Here is a 16,519-nt window from a genome sequence, read left to right on the forward strand (position 1 = left end):
CATTCGGCTGATCCTGGCAAAAATATATGTCCTCGCATGCAGTATTGTGTGTTTTATGAAGCGCACAATACTGTAGCATCAGCGCAAAGGTGATGAGTTGCGTGCCAGACCATCGGCCAGAATTTCAACTGTAATTTTCTGCACATGGTCTGCGTTTACATTGAGCTGAATTTCACCCGGTATAAAAAGAGAAAGATCGATCATGAGTGATCATCACGTCGTGGTTGTTGGTGGCGGCTTTGGCGGGCTTCAGCTGGTCCATGATCTCAAAGGCAGCGGAGCGCGGATAACGCTGATTGATCGGCGAAACCATCATCTTTTCCAACCTCTTCTCTATCAGGTTGCAACAACCATTCTGTCCACGTCGGAAATCGCCTGGCCAATTCGCCATCTCTATAGCGACCGGCAGGAGGTTTCGACATTGCTGGGTGAAGTCGGCGGCGTCGATGTCGCTGCAAAGCAGGTCATGTTACGCAGTGGGGCATCCATATCCTACGACACGCTTGTTCTGGCCACCGGAGCGACCCATGCCTATTTCGGACGCGATGAATGGGAGCCTGTGGCACCGGGCCTGAAGACGCTTGAGGATGCCACGACAATTCGCCGCCGCCTCCTTCTTGCCTTCGAGCAGGCAGAAACCACCTCTGACCCGGCGATGCGTGAGGCGCTTCTGACCTTCACCATTGTTGGGGCCGGCCCAACAGGCGTCGAACTTGCCGGTATTATCGCCGAGCTGGCGCACAAGACTCTCCCCAAAGAATTTCGCGCCATCGATACCCGCAGGACAAAAGTGATCCTGGTCGAGGCGGGCCAACGTGTGCTGCCAAGCTTTGCGCCGGAACTGTCTGTCTATGCACAAGGCGTGCTGGAAAACCTCGGTGTTGAGGTTCGTCTTGGACAGCCCGTCACACAGTGCTCAAGCGACGGCGTTCAGATTGGTGAACAGTTCACTCCAAGCCGGACGATCGTCTGGGCGGCTGGTGTTCAGGCATCAGCCGCTTCGCGTTGGCTTAGTGTTCCCGCCGACAGGGCGGGTCGCGTGGTTGTAGGGAAGGACCTTACCGCGCCAGAAATGCCGGATGTTTTTGTGATCGGTGATACGGCGTCGGTTATGCAAGGCAATAACACGCCCGTACCAGGTATTGCGCCTGCCGCCAAACAACAGGGCGCCTATGTCGCCAAAGTGATCAAGGCTAGACTGAAAGGCAAACCCGCTCCCGCGCCATTCCATTACCGGCATCAAGGGAGCCTTGCCACCATCGGCCAGAGCGCGGCCATCGTTGATTTTGGCAAGGTAAAGCTAACAGGTAGTCTCGCATGGTGGATATGGGGTCTCGCCCATATCTATTTTCTTATCGGCACGCGCTCAAGACTCGCCGTTGCATGGAGCTGGTTGTGGATTTATCTCAGCGGCCAGCATAGTGCCCGCCTGATTACTCAAAAAGAGACGATGAGGGATGAAGGGCAGGCGAGAAAATAAAATTAATAAATGATATCGTAATTTTAAGAAGCGTAGCGACCAGACCGAGATTAAGGTTGCGGATGGAAGGGCTTCGAGACAGTGGAATTCGCCACTCTTGAATGGGTCGGCTGGTTCAACCACCGACGACTTCTCGAGCCGATCGGGAATATACAGCCAGCCGAAGCCGAAGAGCGATATTACGCCATGCTGGACGAAGCAGCCATGGCCGCATAACTTAAGCAAAATGGCCTCCGGCAAACCCGGCGCGGTTCAATCTGATCAGCAAGCGCGATAACGTAAATTGCCTCTTCTTTAATCGCAAAGAGTCTGTAACCTATCCCCTCAGCGGACACTACTGCGCCGTCGCTCTCGTCGCCAACCATCAGCATTCCGCCACCCTCTCGAATGCGGTCTATTCTGCGCTTCGCTGACTTTTCTTCCGTCATGAGCCTACGTTTAACGACTAATCGGCGGTGCTATCGTATCCCGTTCTCAAGAAAGACCGCGTCCAACCTGTCTACAATTCCTTGTATCCAAGGGGGTATGCGTGACGCAGTGATGCGCCATTCCTGAAAATCGCGAACTGCTTTGTCCCAATCGGGAAAGCCACTCGCTGTAGCAATTTTCGTTTTATTGTCTTCGGTTGTCTTGAGCATTGTCAAAGCAATCGCTTGCTGCTCATCCAGAAATTTCACGATGCTAAGATGTAACTCAGGGTGTTCGCTTGCGATCTGTGACGCCAGCCGTTTGAGGCGCGGTGAAGCCATTGCGAGGATATCAAGCGCTCTGCCGACCTCACCGGCGACTTCGGCGTTCAATCGGGATACCTCGGCGCGTTTATCGCTTCGGCGCATCGCTTGATCGCTACCCATGCCGATTAGCGTAAGCAGCCACGAAATAAAATCCATGCGCGCCCCCTGGAATGTCCCATTGCCAAGTTGCGCAGATTATAAGGGATTCGCAAGGGAAAGAATATCGCGTGCTGATCCGCAAGAATGACCCGGAAAAGTGTTCCGGTTACTCTTTTCAGATCTTCTCTAAGTAATTGATTGCATTGATAAAAGAGATATTGGCTGGGGAACCTGGATTCGAACCAAGATTAACGGAGTCAGAGTCCCCGTCCTATTATTGTAATACCAGCGCATTTTCTCCAACTTTGGAGAAAACGCAAGATGAAAGATCAATGCGTTACCGTAGAATTTCCAACTGGAAATCGGATAAACGACGAACTGCTTGCTGAAGTTTCGGCGTGGCTGAGCGAGAACCGTGATCGGTGCGGAACTCGCCTTATCCCCACGTTGAAAGAGAAGTTCGGCCTCTGCAATCTTGAGGCTATCGAAGCGGCAAAGCGCGCCCATGCTCTCCAGTACGGGAGGGCGGTGTAATGGGGAAGGCATCTAACCAGCGCTACAAGGCGCGTAAGCAGGCCAATAAGAAGGCCGCCATCACGTTCGACAATGCGACACCAAGCCAGATGGCGGCTTTGCTTGCAGAGCGTGAACAGCTGATCGCGAATGCTGAGAAGAGGCTTCCAAAGCATAAGGCGGCCCTGTACGCCCGGCCAAAGGGTGGGGAGGGTCGCAACAAGTGAGCGACGATTACACGCGCCTTCGAATGACCTGGCTTGATCAGGTGTACAGCGATGAACGGTTGAGCAAATCAGTGGCGACGAATGTCGCCTTTTTCATCTCTCAACACTTCAACCGAAAGCGGTTCAATGAGAGCGGCGACTTTAGTGCATGGCCGAGCTACGCCACGCTTGCTGAGAAGGTTGGATGCTCTGAGAAGACGGTCCAGCGGGCCGTCTCGCTCCTGAAACAATGCGGACACATCCATACGAAGGGCAAGGGCGGGCGTCATTGCTCGTTGGCATACTATGCCGTTCTGGTGTCGCAATCCGCTCAAAACGTGGAAGAAAAAGGTGGACACCGGAGTCCACGTTTAAAGGATAAAGCGGATTTCGAGGCTGAAAAGGTGGACACGGCTGTCCCAAAAGGTGGACATTCTCGTCCTCAAAAGGTGGACACAGATGTCCTACTAACCTCTTTGAATAAATCTTTGAAGAACCTCTCTGAAGCACCGACCGCAAAGCCTGAGCGCAAAGCCCCGGCTGAAGTGTCAGGGGTAGACCCGCTCAAGGCCGCTGGATCGGTCGCTGTTCTCTCGGTGCTGATGACTGGACCGGGTGAGCTTCCACCATTGCCACCGTTCGTGAGACAGAACCCCAAGCACGAATGGGTTATGGACCATCAAGCGAAACACGGTTGGCCTGACCTGTATTCGGTGTGCCGAGACCCGCAACGCTGGTACCGCGCCTTTGATGATTTTGCTCATGAGATGGAAGCCGTTGAAGCGTCGAAAGACAATCCAAAGTGGTGCGCTTGGCGTGATGAGTATCGGGCAAGAGGATGGCCTATGCCGCGTCCTGATGGTCAGTTGATGCATTTCCCCGATTGTGGTCCGAAGCTGTTAGACGTGTTCTTGGTGCGATTGTTGCGAGCGATGCAGGCGGTCAATATCGCGAGGTCTGCCAACGTTGTTCGGTTCGGATGATTGAGCGGGTGCGTCGTCGCGGGCCAGGGGGGTGGTCTGGAACTTTCGACCTATCCTGGGGACCGGCGCGGGGAGGTACGCTCTATAATTTTCTCAATTAGAGAAATTTTCTTAATGTTTGGAATGGTTTAGGCCTATCATGGGTCGCTATTTGCTGTCAACATTTGTGGAATTCACGCATAAAAAAATTTCGGGCATACAATCGGAATGAAGATATTTTCTTTTTTCCGACCTGAAAAACTTGAAACACGCGACACGTCCATTTCAGACGTAGCCTTGGCGGCGCTCTTTTCTGGGATGTCATCGGGGGCGGGTGCTGTCTCCGGCGCTGAAGCGCTTCGGGTTCCCGCTGTTGCCAGTGCTGTCCGGGTGATCTCGGAAGCGGCGGCAACGCTTGAAGTGCGGATCATGGAGCGGGATGCAACCGGCTCCGAGTCCGAGGATAAAAACCATCCGGTCGGCCTGCTGTTGCGCGGCGATGCCAATCCCTGGACCTCCGGTTTCGAGTTGATCCGCGATCTCGTGGCGGGCGCGCTTACCAATGATTGGGGCGGCCTCGCCTACGTCAACCGGGTTGGTGACGAGATCCGCGAAGTGATCCGCTACCAGACAGCGGCGATTTCCGTGCAGCTCGATCCGTTCACTGGTGAACCGACTTACAGCCTGAATGGCAGCGTCGTATCGGCCCGAAACATCGTGCATGTGCGCGGGCCGTTCGACCGGTCGCCCTTGACCCTTGCGGCGGAAGCCATCGGCGCGGCGAAGATCATGGAAACCCATGCCTCGCAACTGTTCAAAAACGGTGCGCGTCCAGGCGGTGTGATCCAGACCCCGAAATCGCTTGGCGATGAAGGCGTCAAGAACATGCTGAAAGCGTGGCGTCTGGCGCATGAAGGCCCACAGAATGCCGGTCGGACGGCGCTGCTTTATGACGGCGCGACCTTCAATCCGATGACGCTCAACTCGGTAGACAGTCAGTTTATCGAGCTGCGCAAGTTCCAGATCATCGAGATTTGCCGGGCCTTCCGCATCCCGCCGTCCATGCTCTACGAGCTGGACCGTGCGACGTGGAGCAATTCCGAACAGATGGGCCGCGAGTTCCTGACCTACACCCTGGAGCCGTGGCTTCGCGCTATCGAGGCGGCGCTTGGTCGGGCGCTGTTGTCGCGTGAAGATCGCAAGCGGTATCGCATTCTGCTTGACCGCGACGACCTGACCCGCGCCGATCTCACGGCCCGCGCAACGGCGATTTCCAGCCTGATCAGCGCCAAGGTTTTGAACCCGAACGAGGCCCGTCAATGGCTTGACCTCGGCCCCTACAAGGGCGGCGACGAGTACGGAAATCCACATATCAATCCCAGCACACCCGGTCTCGGACACAATGACGGGCCGGTTCTTGACGACGAAAAGGAGCCACCGGTTGATGACGCTTGACGATATTCACTCGAACCTAGCCGATCAGGACCGGGGCCGATGGCTGGAAGTGCGCGACCCGTGGCAGGAAAAGCCCGTGGGCCTTCGCCTGCTGATTGCCGGTCCTGATGGCGACGTGCAGCGCAAGGCGCGTGTCGAGATGATGGACCGGCTTTCCGATGCTGCCGACTTAGACGGCAAAGTCTCATTTGAGGAACGCGAAAAGGCGCGGGTCTATTGCCTGGCGCGGTGCGTCCTCAGTTGGGATGTCGCGGCCTCATTCGGCCTTGATGCGACATTCGGCCAAGTCGCCATCATCAAGCTTTTGCGCATCGCATGGTTGCAGCAGCAGGTTGACGCCTTCGCTGGGGACCGTGGGAACTTCCCGATAAGCTTCAACAGCGAGGTGGCGTGATGGCCCGCCTGGAGTTTGCGGATATTGCTGTCCGGTTTGCGCCCTCAGATAGCGGCGAATTTTCCGGTTACGCTGTGATCTGGGCCGAAAAGAACCGGCATAACGAGCTTTATCGGCGCGGCGCTTTCAAGCGCTCCCTCGATCACCACAGTCTTGAAGGCACACGGCCATTGATGTTGTGGAGCCATAACCCTTCCGAGATCATCGGAGTTTGGACGGAAGTCCGCGAAGATGACAAGGGCCTGTTTGTTCAAGGCCGGTTCCTGACCGAGATTACCAGCGGGCGGGAAGCCTATGAGCGGGTGAAGTCCGGCGCGGTCAACGGCCTGTCCATCGGCTTCCGCGTTCCGCCAGGGGGCGAAACGCGCCAGGCGGGAACCCGCATTCTCACCAATCTTGATCTGGCCGAAGTTTCCATCGTGGGCATGCCATCGGCTGGCCGCGCCCGGATCACCTCTGTTCGCAGTTCTGGCCGCTCTGTCGAGAGCGTGGCGGCCTTCGTTGACGCTTGCCGGAAGGCACGATGCGCTCTCATTTCAAAAGGAAAATAACATGACCAAAAAGCCTGCTATGGCACTGTCTGTGCTCGATGCTAACATCGGAACAGTCGTTGCGACCGATACGCTTGGTGAGCGTTTCGTAACCCGCGCCGATCTGCTCGAAACCCGTGAAGAGCCGAACGACGATCCGATGGAACTGGCGACCCGCGCCGTCGATGAAATGCGCACGGCGTTCACCACCAGCCTTGACGAAATGCGCACCCAGATCACGGACCTCGAAACCCGCATGAACCGTCCGGGGGGCGTGGGCGCAATCCAGACCACGGGTGAAGTGACCCTTGAGCGCCGCGCCTTCACCAATTTCTTGCGCCGGGGCCGTGAGGCCATGGAAGCCGAAGAGGTGCGGGCGCTGGTGGTGGGTGACGACACCAAGGGTGGCTATCTCGCCCCTGCCGAGTTTCAGGCGGAAGTGATCAAGGGCGTTGTCGAGCTGTCTCCGATCCGCCAGGCCGTCCGGGTTGGTTCGACCGGGGCCGGTTCCGTGATCCTGCCCAAGCGTACGGGCCGTCCCACAGCGTCATGGGTTGGCGAGGATGAAGAGCGCGAAGAAACCACGATGTCCTATGGGCAGCTCGAAATCCCTGTTCATGAAATCGCCTGCTACATCGACGTATCGCAGCGCCTTCTTGAGGACAGTGCCATCAACGTTGAAAGCGAAGTTGCCACCGATCTTTCGGAAGAATTCGCCGTCAAGGAAGCGTCTGCATTCTCAAATGGCAACGGTGTGAAGAAGCCGCTCGGTCTCCAGAATGCCCCCGGCATTGCCGAAATCATCAACGGCAACGCCGCCAATGTCAGCGGCGATAAGTTGATTGCGCTCATGTATGCGATGCCAGCGCAATATCGCAACAACGGCTCCTGGCTGATGAATGGCACAACGCTGGGCATTATCCGCACCATGAAAGACGGGAATGGGAACTACCTCTGGCAGCCATCCTATCAGGCTGGCCAGCCTTCGACCCTGTTGGGCCGTCCGGTGATTGAAGATCCAACCATGCCGGATATCGCCGCCAATGCTTTCCCCCTGATGTATGGCGATTTCTCCAAGGCCTACCGGATCTATGACCGGGTGGGCATGTCGATTTTGCGCGATCCCTTCACCCAAGCCACCAAGGGCCTTGTCCGGTTCCATGCCCGCCGTCGCGTCGGTGGCGGCCCGGTTCTGACCGAGGCGCTGCGCAAGCTCAAAATGGCCGCCGCCTAATCGGCCTCAACCCCTCAGTTTCAAGGTGAAAGACATGCGAGACATTGTGCATAACATCAAGGCCGTCATTGCCGTGCCGCCTGCCACGCGCTCGGCAAGTATCGATGGTGCGGCGGTTGACCTACTGGGCTTCGATAGCGTGGCGCTGGTCGTTGCCACGGGTGCCGTTACCGGCGCTGGCGACATGTCGGTAAAGCTTCAGGAAAGCGACACCACAGTCGCCGGTGATTTTACCGATGTTGACGCCGAACATCTGCAAGGCGCAATCGCTGGCAGCCTTGCGACCGGTGCCACGGCTAAGGTGGGTTATCGCGGCTTCAAGCGCTACCTGCGGGCGGTGATGACCTTCAACGGCGGAACGAGCGTCACAACGTCGGCTCTGTTCATTCTCGGCAACGCTGCTGATCGTCCGGTGGCCTGATCATGCCGGTTCGCGCTCCCTCGGTCTGTGGCTATTGCGGCAAGGCTCATTCGAAAGCCGAACCTTGCGCTGCCTTAGCCCGCATGGCGAGGGAGCGCAAAGCCCGCTTTGACGAGAAGCGCCCAACCGCAAGACAGCGTGGATATGACCGCGAATGGGAGAGCGGGGCGAAGGAATTCTTGAGCCTTCCGCATAACCAGTTTTGCCAGTGCGGTGCGAAAGCAACGGTGGTCAGGCACATCAAGAGCATTCGCGCCCGCCCCGAACTGCGCATGGATAAATCAAATTGGCGTCCCGGCTGTCAGCGCTGCAATGCGCTCGATGCAGCGGAAGAGCGCCGCAACGATCAAGGAAAATCGAAATGACAATTTACGCTTCAGCGGGTTCGCGGCTGTTCATCGGTGTGGTGAAGGAACAGAAGTCTGAGGATTTTGTTCGGGCCGACTTCTCCGTCGCCAATGCTGTCACCTGGGTTGAAATCGATGAAATCGAAGGGCTTGGCTCGGTTGGGGATACCAGTGAAGATGTCAACTTTACCGGCATGAAAACCGCCCGCACCCGCACCCTCAAAGGCCCGCGTTCTGCCGGAAAGATGGAAGTGGTGTGTGGCCTGGACGGTGACGACGCCGGGCAACAGGCAGCCATTGCCGCCGAGAAAACCATTCACGATTACGAGTTTCGATTGATCCTGAATGATGCCCATGAGGGTGGCACACCTTCGGAACGCTACTTCATTGCCAAGGTCATGAGCCAGTCGGAACAGTTCGATCAGGCCAACAACGTGATGAAGCTGAATATCAGCCTCGGCGTGAACAGCAATATTGTTCGCATCGCGCGGTCGGAAGCATAACCGATGTTTTTCACGGCTGCTGGCTCAACCTTCGATATTGGAGACCTCCGCGCAAACTGGGCTGCGCGGCAGGTTTCCGCTGCGGATTTCAGTTCTGAAGTCTGGGTGCCGGTTGAGGGGGTGAGCAGCCTTGGCCGCATTTCCGGTGAATGGCAGACGGAAGAAACGGCAAGCCCCGATGCGGACGATCCCGACAACCCGCAAATGCCGACTGTGTTGAAGTCGGCGCGACCGGCCAAAACCATGCAAGTGGTCGCGGCCATGGTGGCAGGTGATGTCGGGCAGATGGCAATGCTTGCGGCGGAAGGCATCGTTCATCCAGTCACTTTCAGGCTTACGGCTGCGGATGGTTCTGTCCTGCGTTTCGTTGCCTTGGTGCTGGGGGCGGATCACGTCTTTGATGAGGCCGCCAATGTGATGAGCTGGTCCTTCTCCCTCAAGCTTCAATCCAACATTCTGCGAGAGGCATCATGATTGTCACCGTTGCGCAAATCAAAGAGCAATTGAACATCGTCGCGGAAGATGGATCGGACGATGCATTTCTAGGTCGCAAACTGGCGGCGGCCCAAGACCATATTGAACGCGGTCTCGGCTTCAAGATTGAAGCAGCCTATGGCGGGGAGGGGCAAGACCCTATCCCGCCTTCGCTCATTGAGGCCGTCTGCCAGCTTGCCGCCCATTGGTATGAGAACCGCGAGGCGTCCGTGGTGGGCATGGGCGTCAACACCATGCCCTTCAGTGTGCAGGACATTATCCGCGAATACCGCAATTGGAGCTTCTGACATGGCAAATGACGGCGGCATTTCCAGACTGCAACAGCGCATGAACGCCATTCCCAAGGCGGTGCGCGACGGTGTGAAGCCCGCCATGGAAAAGGCAGCGGGCGATATTGTCGATCTGGCAAGGGCGCTTGTCCCGGAAGATGAGGGCAAGCTGAAAAACTCTATCGGCTGGACATGGGGAACGGCCCCGGCTGGTAGCATGGTGTTGGCGCAAAGCGTCAGTGGCGAGCTGACAATTACAATCTATGCCGGGGATGATGAAGCGTATTACGCCCGCTGGGTGGAATTCGGCACACAAGCCGGCGTCTTTAACCAGCGGGTTTCCGAACGCGGAGCGGGTATCCATCAAAGCAAATCGAAGGGGCGCAAGAGCTACCGCACACATCCCGGCACGGCTGCGCAACCATTCTTCTTTCCGGCCTATCGCCTCGGCAAGAAGCGCGCCGCGAACCTGATCAAGCGGGCGATTGTCAAATCCGTTCGCGAAAACTGGGGGGAAGGGCCAATGAGCTTGGAAACAGCGCTACAGGTTGCCTTGCGGGGAAGGCTGATCGCCACGGCGGCAGTAACCTCGCTTGTCCCGGCTGTAAACATTGTCGATCGCACAAGCGCGCCGCCGCTTGATCCATCTATTGTGCTGGGCGAGGTCCAGGTTGTCGATGAAGGTAGCAGCCTGAAGCGAGACCGCTTGCGGGTGTATTCGACCATCCATGTGTGGAAACGCGAAGAAAGTCTGAGTGGTATCCGCGCCATTGGCTGGGCGATCCGCTCTGCGGTTCGTCCTGGTCGCCTGGATCTTGGCCCGGATTTTCAATGCGGTGACTGCTTCATTTCCTCGACACGCCATTTGCGCGACCCGGACGGGGCAACGGCGCATGGCATCGTCACGGTTGAAACGCTGGTGAAGGTGCTGTCATGAGGTCTGGAAAACTCGATGCCCTGATCACATTGCAGGTCGCGACCAATGCAACGCAGCCTGACGGCGCAGTGATTTCCGAATGGTCCGACTTTGCCAAGGTCCGGGCCGAGATCATCGAATCAGGAACGGAACGGTTCTTCCGCGCTTACGGCGCCACGGATGAAGACTTGACGGTGTTCCGCATCCGCTATGTCCCGGGTCTCCTGATGGCGCATCGTATTCTGTTCAATGAAAAACGTTTCCGCATTGAACATTTAACCGAGATCCGCCGCAAGCGCGGCTGGGAAATCAGGGCGGTGTCGATATGAGCACACGCGGACGAAAAGCAGATTTGCGGGTCATTGAGGGCGGCGGCATGGAGCAAGTCCCGGATGGTGTCCCGTCGCATATCCCGGACGAAATGCGATCCGAATGGTTGGCTGTCGCCAATGATTTGAAGCAGCGGCGCATGCTGACAGAAGCGATGTTTGGCAGCGTTGATGCTTATGTCATGGCCATGTTCAACGTCCGCAAGGCGCAAGAGGCCATCGATAAGCATGGCCTGCTGATCGACAGCGGCAAGGGCATTCTCAAGCAAAACCCAGCGGTCAGCCTGCTGGGCAAAGCGCAATCGGCAATCCTTCGCCTGTCGGCAGAACTGGGCCTGACGCCCGCCTCACGCTCCCGCTCGAAAATGAAGGGCGGCGACGACGACGACGTTCCTGGACAAAAGGACATGTTCGATGACGTCATGGATTTTTGACGATAGCCCGATTGACGATCCGTTCGGTTATGGCGAGCGGGCGGTGAAATTCCTGCGGCTTTTGAAGCATCCAAAATCGACAATGCCTGGAAAGGCGTTCCAGCTTGATCCATGGCAGGAACGTATTGTGCGTCGGATCTACGGCCCGCGTCATCCTAATGGTCGCCGGATCGTGCGCACGGTCGCCATGCTGCTGCCACGCGGCAACCGCAAAACCTCGCTGGGCGCGGCACTGGCTCTTCTCCATACCATCGGCCCGGAAAATCTGCCCGGTGGCGAATGCATGGTTGCGGCCTCGGATAGATCGCAGGCCCGGATTGCCTATCAGGAAGCCTATAACATCATCGGGGCGGAACCTCGGATGGATGGTCGGCTTCACCTGACGGACTCGAAGAACCGCATCCGCAATCCCAAGACCGGCGCATTCTTTGAAGCCATCAGCGCCGACGCCAGAACGGCCCATGGTCATACACCTGTCTTCGCCCTGGTGGACGAATTGCACGCCTGGCCGAAACGCGACCTGTGGGAGGCCATCCGCTCCGGGCTTGTGAAGGTTGCCGGTTCGCTGCTGATGGTAATCAGCACGGCGGGCCGTGGCCAAGAGAATGTTGCATGGGAGTTTTATGACTATGCCCGCAAAGTCCAGCGCGGCGAGATCATTGATGAAAGCTGGCTGCCGATCTTGTTTGAAACGCCCCGCGATGCGGACTGGCAGGATGAAACCGTCTGGTACGCTTCCAATCCGGGCTTGGCCTTTGGGTATCCCGACATAGCGGGCATGCGCCAACTGGCGCGAGAATCCGCCGAAATCCCGGCAGAGCGGGAAGCGTTCAAGCAGCTCAACCTCAATATCTGGCTTGATCATTCCCTCGATCCGTTCGTGGATATGATGGTCTACGATGAAGGTGCCTATCCCGTTGACCTTGATGACCTTGAGGGCAAGCCCTGCTGGCTTGGCGTTGACCTGTCATCCAACAATGACCTGACAGCGGTTGTCGCTTGCTGGGGCGACAGCGAAAGCGGCTATGCCGTCCACCCCTGGTTCTTCTGCCCTGCGGATAACCTTCGCGCCCGCACGGATCGCGACAAGGTGCCTTATGTGGCATGGGCGGAAGAGGAACATATCATTCCGACACCCGGCAATGTGGTGGATTACCGTTCGGTTGAGGATCATATCCGCGAATTGTGCGCCCGCTTTGATGTGCGCGAAATCGCCTTCGATCCGCACATGGCCCGCAACATCATGAACAACCTGCTGGACGATGGCCTGCCAGCCGTGGAAATGCGGCAAGGCTGGGTGACGATGGCTCCGGCTGTGAAAGAGTTGGAACGGGCCATTCTTGGCCGTCGCTTCCGCCATGGCGGCCACCCCGTCTTGCGGTGGAATTTCGATAACATCTCGGTTCACACCGACACGGCGGGCAATCGTTCGTTTCACAAGGGCAAGAGCAAAGACCGGATCGACGGCGCTGTGGCGGCTGCCATGGCCGTGGCCCGGTGTGCGGCCGGTGACAGCAACGTTTCCAGCTACGACCATTTCGAAGGCAATCTTGAAGAGTGGAGCTACGCATAATGGCTGATGATGAAGAACGGCTTGTGGTGCTTCTCGAGGCGCGGATTAAAGACCTTGAGCGCAATATGGCGAAAGCCTCCGGGACCACAGCGAAGCGCTTCCGGGAAATGTCACTCTCTTCCAAATCTGCGACAAAGCAGATGGAACAGGACGCGATCCGCTCCACAACACGGATCAATCAGGCCATGGCGACGGTCGGCACGAAGATCGGCGCGGTTGGCAAGGCTTTTGCTGGTGGAATTGCCGGTGGCATCGCTGGGCTTGGGGTGGCGGGTGCGGTCACGGCAGTACGTGAAATTACGTCCAGCCTTGCCGAGATGAACGCGGAAGCGCTCCGGGCGGGTCTCAGCACCCAGGCGTTCCAAGAGCTGAAATATGTCGCGGATCAAAACAAGGTCAGCGTTGACGCCCTGACGGACGGCATGAAGGAATTGAGCCTGCGGGCCGATGAATTCATCATTACCGGCAAAGGCTCCGGGGCGGAGGCCTTCCAGCGCCTCGGCTATTCTGCGCAGGAGCTGAAGGAAAAAATCAAAGATCCGGTCGCACTGTTTACCGAAATCATCGGCAAGTTGGGCGAATTGGACAATGCTGCGCAAATCCGCATATCGGACGAACTGTTCGGCGGTACGGGCGGCGAACAGTTTGTGCAGCTCATCGGGCGCGGTGAACAAGGCATCCGCGACCAGATCAAAGCCGCGAATGATCTGGGCATCGTCATTGACGATAGCGTCATCAAAAAAGCGGTTGAGGTCGATGCCAAGTTCAACATGATCGCGGCCACCATCGGCGGCAACCTGAAATCGGCAGTGGTTGAAGCGTTCGAATATCTCGTGAGTTTTGTTGACAGCTATCGCGATTTCCAAAACCAGACGGACGCGACCCTTGAACAACGGATTGCCGAGCTGGGGCAAAAGCGGCTGGATCTCGAAACCAAGATCCTAGAGACCCAAGACCGTCAACGCCAGGGCATGGAAAAGCTGTCCTCCGTCGCGAAAGACCTTGGGTTTGAGGATTCGAAGAATTCTATCGTTGCAGGTGATACCGGCCAAATCGAAGAATACCGGCGACAACTGGCGGCGGTGGCAGAAGAGGAACGGCAGATCGTAGAGGAACGCGCCCGCCGTCCGACGATCAGCACCCCCACGCAACCGACCGGAAGTTACAGCGGCGGTCAAACGGTTCCGTCCAGCAGCTCCAGTTCCAAAAAAACCAGCAGCCCCGATGAGTACCAGCGGGCGACGGAATCCCTTCGGGAACACATCGCCGTCATGCAGGCCGAACAGGAAGCGCAAGCCGGGTTGAACCCTCTCATTGACGACTATGGTTTTGCTGTTGAGAAGGCCGCTGCTCAACAGGACTTGCTTAATGCCGCCAAGGAAGCGGGCATCAAGATCACGCCAGAGCTATCCAGCGAGGTTGATAAGCTTTCCACGGCCTACGCCAACTCGGTTGTGCAGGCGAAAAAACTTGGCGATACGCAGGACGAAATCCGCCAACGGGCGGAAGAGGCAAACCAATTCAACAAGAGTTTTACACGCGGCATTGTTGACGGGTTCATTGAGGGCAAGAATGCCGCCGATGTCTTCTCAGATGCCCTGAAAAAGATCGGCGACCGGCTTCTTGATATGGTCTTTAATGATCTGTTCGCCTCGCCAACCCAAGGCGGAAGCGGCGGGGGGATCAGCGGAATCATTAGCGGTTTCGGCAAGTTGCTGGGCTTTGACAGCGGCGGCTATACTGGGCCGGGTGGGAAGCATGAACCGGCTGGCATCGTCCACAAGGGGGAAGTCGTCTTCAGTCAAGCCGATGTCCGCCGCTTTGGTGGTGTGGGCCGGGTGGAAGCCTTGCGGCGCGGCTTCGGTTACGCCGATGGCGGGCCGGTGGCCGTGACGCCTGCGCCCATGGTCAACAGATCGTCTGGCGGTGCCAGTACCAGCGCCACGCCAATCCAGATCACCTTCAGTCCAGTGATTGATAATCGCGGTGCCTCGGTTGAGGCCGTAGCGCGCAACGAACAGGCATTGGCGAAATTCCAGAAAACCTTGCCTGCACAGATCATCGCCACGATCCGGGATGCAAGAGCCAGGGGGATGAAAGTCTAATGAACCGGTTTCACGCCCGCCTTTGTACCGAGCTGGAAAGGCAACTGGCCTCCCCCGGCTGCATTCCTCGCCTTCCTGTTGGCTCCGAACTCCTCTGGTCCTGGTTCCTGGATCTAAACCAAACGCGGTCCTTTGGCTTTTCCGCCCCCAATGCAATCACCTATGGCGAGATCGATGCTTATGCCCGTCTGACAGGTGCGCCAATCGCTCCCCGTCATGTCGCGGCCCTTCTGGCCATGGATGCCGCCTATCTGCGTTTCCACCAGAAACGCCAGTCCGTCCCGGATGGCGTGAAAACGCTTCCGCCTGTTTCCAAGGTTCCGCTGTCTGCGGGCCTGATCGACGCAATGTTTGGGTGAATGCCATGGCATATTTGGACCATTATTTGAAAGACCGGATTAACGCGAACCCCAAAGGCAAGAAAATTAAACAGAAAGGCCTTTTGAGCGCTGGCAGGCGTGAGCATGTTTTGAACAGCGTTATGGATCAGCTCAAGGACTGGAGATTTACCCCGTTTGAAAGTGAGGGCGCGGTGCGTCATGGCCTTCGATCCGCGCTGTGCGCAGACGGTAATCGCTGGGCAAGATCTGACCTGGAGGCAGAAACCATCATCAATCAAGCCTTCCGTCTGATGGGCGTTCAAAGGCCGACGTGGGAGCAAGGTCAACCGGAATATGTTGAGCCGCGAGAAAACTGCAAATGGTGTAGCCGCCTGCTGCCTGATGATCTTCAGCGGGGTGGGTCAAGGAACATGTATTGTTCTGAGCATTGCGCACGTGCGGCTATGGTTCATAGGGTCGAAGGTGCAAAATCTAGCACCAATAAGACTGCACAAGCCATCTATGACGCGACACGGCGGTTGCGTGCAGAGCCAAAGCCCTGCGCTGCCTGCCAAAAGCTTTTCAGGCCAAGAAGTGGAACAGAAAAACTGTGCTCTGTGGATTGCCGAGCGGTGGCCAGGATCGTTGTTTTGACTAAGATTTGCGTTCAATGCGGTATTCAGTTTCGCCCCAGATCATCGCGCAACATGGTGCAGGAAGAGGGCAGAGGTAAATTCTGTAGTGTTGCCTGCAAAGGAAAATTTCAGGCGGCACAGGCGTTTGAAAAAACATGTTTCCATTGTGATGCGTTATTTATTTCTGCTTCGAAGGCGGCAAAATATTGTAGTTCGTCATGCACAAATAGGGCATTTCGACTTAAGCGCACTACTATAGCTGAAAATGTAATCGCTTTCCCTATTTTGCGACCGATCACGGCGGAAATCTTCGACGGGTGGTTTAAACAGGCGGCCTGAGAGTGTCCAAGGCGCGGAAAACGGTCCAATGTGATGGACCGTATTGTCTTTAGGGAGAGGTAATCAAGTCGCAAATTTTGCGACTTGAACCGGAAGGCGGCAAATCGCAAACTTTGCGGTGCTACTAGCGATCTAGGTCCGGCGCGCCTGAGAGCTTAAAAAGGGTGTTGCTGTAGGGAAGCCGAGCAAGGATTTTGCTGTTATTCGCGATGGCCGCGGCTGTCAT

General features: G+C 56.8%; 21 protein-coding genes and 1 pseudogene. 20 read left to right on the forward strand and 2 right to left on the reverse strand.

Features of this window, described 5'->3' with window-relative positions; genetic code table 11:
- Positions 1 to 78 precede the first annotated feature (78 nt).
- Complete coding sequence (locus AVI_RS31695; protein ID WP_272481457.1) at positions 79 to 204, reverse strand: hypothetical protein; 126 nt, start codon at positions 202 to 204, stop codon at positions 79 to 81.
- On the opposite strand from AVI_RS31695, the gene AVI_RS03400 reads away from it, so the two are divergent.
- Both AVI_RS03400 and AVI_RS29490 read left to right on the forward strand, forming a co-directional pair.
- The gene (locus AVI_RS03400; RefSeq protein WP_015915026.1) at positions 203 to 1,480 is read left to right on the forward strand and encodes an NAD(P)/FAD-dependent oxidoreductase; all 1,278 of its coding nucleotides are present in this window, start codon (positions 203 to 205) and stop codon (positions 1,478 to 1,480) included. The two genes, AVI_RS31695 and AVI_RS03400, sit on opposite strands and share 2 nt — an antisense overlap.
- Positions 1,481 to 1,543: 63 nt before the next feature.
- Positions 1,544 to 1,696: pseudogene (locus AVI_RS29490) on the forward strand (IS3 family transposase); the annotation flags it as partial.
- A 242-nt stretch (positions 1,697 to 1,938) separates the two neighbouring features.
- Here AVI_RS29490 and AVI_RS03410 read toward each other — a convergent pair.
- Positions 1,939 to 2,370 (reverse strand): hypothetical protein, encoded by a 432-nt coding sequence (locus AVI_RS03410; protein WP_015915028.1) that lies wholly within the window; start codon positions 2,368 to 2,370, stop codon positions 1,939 to 1,941.
- Between the two features lie 476 nt (positions 2,371 to 2,846).
- On the opposite strand from AVI_RS03410, the gene AVI_RS03420 reads away from it, so the two are divergent.
- From AVI_RS03420 to AVI_RS03515, 18 genes are all read left to right on the forward strand, one after another.
- The gene (locus tag AVI_RS03420; RefSeq protein WP_041696239.1) at positions 2,847 to 3,053 is read left to right on the forward strand and encodes a hypothetical protein; all 207 of its coding nucleotides are present in this window, start codon (positions 2,847 to 2,849) and stop codon (positions 3,051 to 3,053) included.
- The gene (locus AVI_RS03425; RefSeq protein ID WP_049777132.1) at positions 3,050 to 4,015 is read left to right on the forward strand and encodes a helix-turn-helix domain-containing protein; all 966 of its coding nucleotides are present in this window, start codon (positions 3,050 to 3,052) and stop codon (positions 4,013 to 4,015) included. Before AVI_RS03420 ends, AVI_RS03425 begins: the two co-directional genes overlap by 4 nt.
- A gap of 297 nt (positions 4,016 to 4,312) precedes the next feature.
- Positions 4,313 to 5,449: a phage portal protein gene (locus AVI_RS03430; protein ID WP_234895242.1), complete on the forward strand. Its 1,137-nt coding sequence runs from the start codon at positions 4,313 to 4,315 to the stop codon at positions 5,447 to 5,449.
- A complete protein-coding gene (locus AVI_RS03435) occupies positions 5,439 to 5,843 on the forward strand; it encodes a hypothetical protein (RefSeq protein WP_041696241.1) in 405 nt (134 codons plus the stop codon). The genes AVI_RS03430 and AVI_RS03435 overlap by 11 nt, the downstream gene beginning before the upstream one ends.
- On the forward strand, positions 5,843 to 6,394 hold the full coding sequence (locus AVI_RS03440; protein ID WP_015915031.1) for an HK97 family phage prohead protease: 552 nt from the start codon (positions 5,843 to 5,845) through the stop codon (positions 6,392 to 6,394). Before AVI_RS03435 ends, AVI_RS03440 begins: the two co-directional genes overlap by 1 nt.
- 1 nt (position 6,395) lies before the next feature.
- Positions 6,396 to 7,607 carry a phage major capsid protein gene (locus tag AVI_RS03445; protein WP_015915032.1) on the forward strand — a complete coding sequence of 404 codons (1,212 nt, stop codon included), beginning with the start codon at positions 6,396 to 6,398 and terminating at the stop codon, positions 7,605 to 7,607.
- A gap of 34 nt (positions 7,608 to 7,641) precedes the next feature.
- The gene (locus AVI_RS03450; protein ID WP_015915033.1) at positions 7,642 to 8,028 is read left to right on the forward strand and encodes a hypothetical protein; all 387 of its coding nucleotides are present in this window, start codon (positions 7,642 to 7,644) and stop codon (positions 8,026 to 8,028) included.
- Positions 8,029 to 8,030: 2 nt separating this feature from the next.
- Positions 8,031 to 8,393: a hypothetical protein gene (locus tag AVI_RS03455; protein WP_015915034.1), complete on the forward strand. Its 363-nt coding sequence runs from the start codon at positions 8,031 to 8,033 to the stop codon at positions 8,391 to 8,393.
- Entirely contained in the window at positions 8,390 to 8,878 is a 489-nt protein-coding gene (locus AVI_RS03460; RefSeq protein WP_015915035.1) for a hypothetical protein, read from the forward strand. The genes AVI_RS03455 and AVI_RS03460 overlap by 4 nt, the downstream gene beginning before the upstream one ends.
- A gap of 3 nt (positions 8,879 to 8,881) precedes the next feature.
- A complete protein-coding gene (locus AVI_RS28955; protein ID WP_015915036.1) occupies positions 8,882 to 9,352 on the forward strand; it encodes a hypothetical protein in 471 nt (156 codons plus the stop codon).
- A complete protein-coding gene (locus AVI_RS03475) occupies positions 9,349 to 9,660 on the forward strand; it encodes a head-tail connector protein (RefSeq protein ID WP_015915037.1) in 312 nt (103 codons plus the stop codon). Before AVI_RS28955 ends, AVI_RS03475 begins: the two co-directional genes overlap by 4 nt.
- 1 nt (position 9,661) lies before the next feature.
- The gene (locus tag AVI_RS31385) at positions 9,662 to 10,579 is read left to right on the forward strand and encodes an HK97-gp10 family putative phage morphogenesis protein (RefSeq protein WP_015915038.1); all 918 of its coding nucleotides are present in this window, start codon (positions 9,662 to 9,664) and stop codon (positions 10,577 to 10,579) included.
- The gene (locus tag AVI_RS03490; RefSeq protein ID WP_015915039.1) at positions 10,576 to 10,887 is read left to right on the forward strand and encodes a phage head closure protein; all 312 of its coding nucleotides are present in this window, start codon (positions 10,576 to 10,578) and stop codon (positions 10,885 to 10,887) included. The genes AVI_RS31385 and AVI_RS03490 overlap by 4 nt, the downstream gene beginning before the upstream one ends.
- A complete protein-coding gene (locus AVI_RS03495; RefSeq protein WP_015915040.1) occupies positions 10,884 to 11,321 on the forward strand; it encodes a phage terminase small subunit P27 family in 438 nt (145 codons plus the stop codon). The genes AVI_RS03490 and AVI_RS03495 overlap by 4 nt, the downstream gene beginning before the upstream one ends.
- Complete coding sequence (locus AVI_RS03500) at positions 11,302 to 12,894, forward strand: terminase large subunit (protein WP_015915041.1); 1,593 nt, start codon at positions 11,302 to 11,304, stop codon at positions 12,892 to 12,894. The genes AVI_RS03495 and AVI_RS03500 overlap by 20 nt, the downstream gene beginning before the upstream one ends.
- Entirely contained in the window at positions 12,894 to 14,999 is a 2,106-nt protein-coding gene (locus tag AVI_RS28960) for a methyl-accepting chemotaxis protein (protein ID WP_015915042.1), read from the forward strand. Before AVI_RS03500 ends, AVI_RS28960 begins: the two co-directional genes overlap by 1 nt.
- The gene (locus tag AVI_RS03510) at positions 14,999 to 15,358 is read left to right on the forward strand and encodes a phage tail assembly chaperone (protein ID WP_015915043.1); all 360 of its coding nucleotides are present in this window, start codon (positions 14,999 to 15,001) and stop codon (positions 15,356 to 15,358) included. Before AVI_RS28960 ends, AVI_RS03510 begins: the two co-directional genes overlap by 1 nt.
- A 5-nt stretch (positions 15,359 to 15,363) precedes the next feature.
- Entirely contained in the window at positions 15,364 to 16,293 is a 930-nt protein-coding gene (locus AVI_RS03515) for a hypothetical protein (protein ID WP_015915044.1), read from the forward strand.
- The last annotated feature ends 226 nt before the right edge of the window (positions 16,294 to 16,519 follow it).

The sequence above is a fragment of the Allorhizobium ampelinum S4 genome (assembly GCF_000016285.1).
GTDB classification, from domain to species: Bacteria; Pseudomonadota; Alphaproteobacteria; order Rhizobiales; family Rhizobiaceae; genus Allorhizobium; species Allorhizobium ampelinum.